Source organism: Roseateles sp. P5_B10, assembly GCF_056400485.1.
Map to the genome: position 1 here is coordinate 1 of NZ_JBFULE010001412.1, position 770 is coordinate 770.

Genomic DNA, 770 nt, shown 5'->3' on the forward strand with positions numbered 1-770 from the left:
GCCCAAGGCCGCCAACTGGAACTACGACATCGGCAACGCCGAGAACAGCGGCTGGGGCAACCACGAGTTTCAGTACTACACGTCCAACGCCCGCAACGCGCAGATGGACGGCAGCGGCATGCTCGTCATCACGGCCGAGAAGGCCAGCAACCCGGGACCGTGCTGGAACGCCAAGCCCTGTGACTACACGTCGGCGCGCATCCACACCAATGGCAAGGTCGGCTTCACCTACGGCAAGGTCGAGGCGCGCATGAAGCTGCCGTCCGGCCAAGGCATCTGGCCGGCCTTCTGGGCCCTGGGCACCGACCTCGCGACGGCCGGCTGGCCGAAGTCCGGCGAGATCGACATCATGGAATTCATCGGCAAGACGCCAAACACCACCTACGGCACTCTGCATGGCCCCGGCTACTCGGGCGCCCAGGGCATTGGCAAGCCCTACGACTTCGGCAAGCCGGTCGCGGATGACTTCCACACCTACACGATCATCAAGCGGCCCAACGAGATCGTCTGGCAGGTCGACGGCGTCGACTATCACCGCCTCACGCCCGCGCTGCTGCCCGCTGGCGGCACCTGGGTGTTCGAGAAGCCCTTCTTCGTCATCCTCAACCTTGCCGTCGGCGGCGACTGGCCTGGCGCGCCGGACGCCACGACGCCGCTGCCGGCACAAATGAAGGTGGACTGGGTCAGGATCTACAAGGAGAACTGACCATGCGTCGTCTGCTTTGCGTCCTGACCCTGACCCTGACCCTGACCGGCGGCCTGCTCTGCGC

The 770-nt window shown here is 65.6% G+C and carries 1 protein-coding gene; it reads left to right on the forward strand.

Annotated features, from left to right (window positions below; genetic code table 11):
- Nucleotides 1–706 (forward strand): glycoside hydrolase family 16 protein (locus AC1DU6_RS33670; RefSeq protein ID WP_477862712.1); only part of this gene is annotated, 706 nt, incomplete at its 5' end.
- Nucleotides 707–770: the final 64 nt, after the last annotated feature.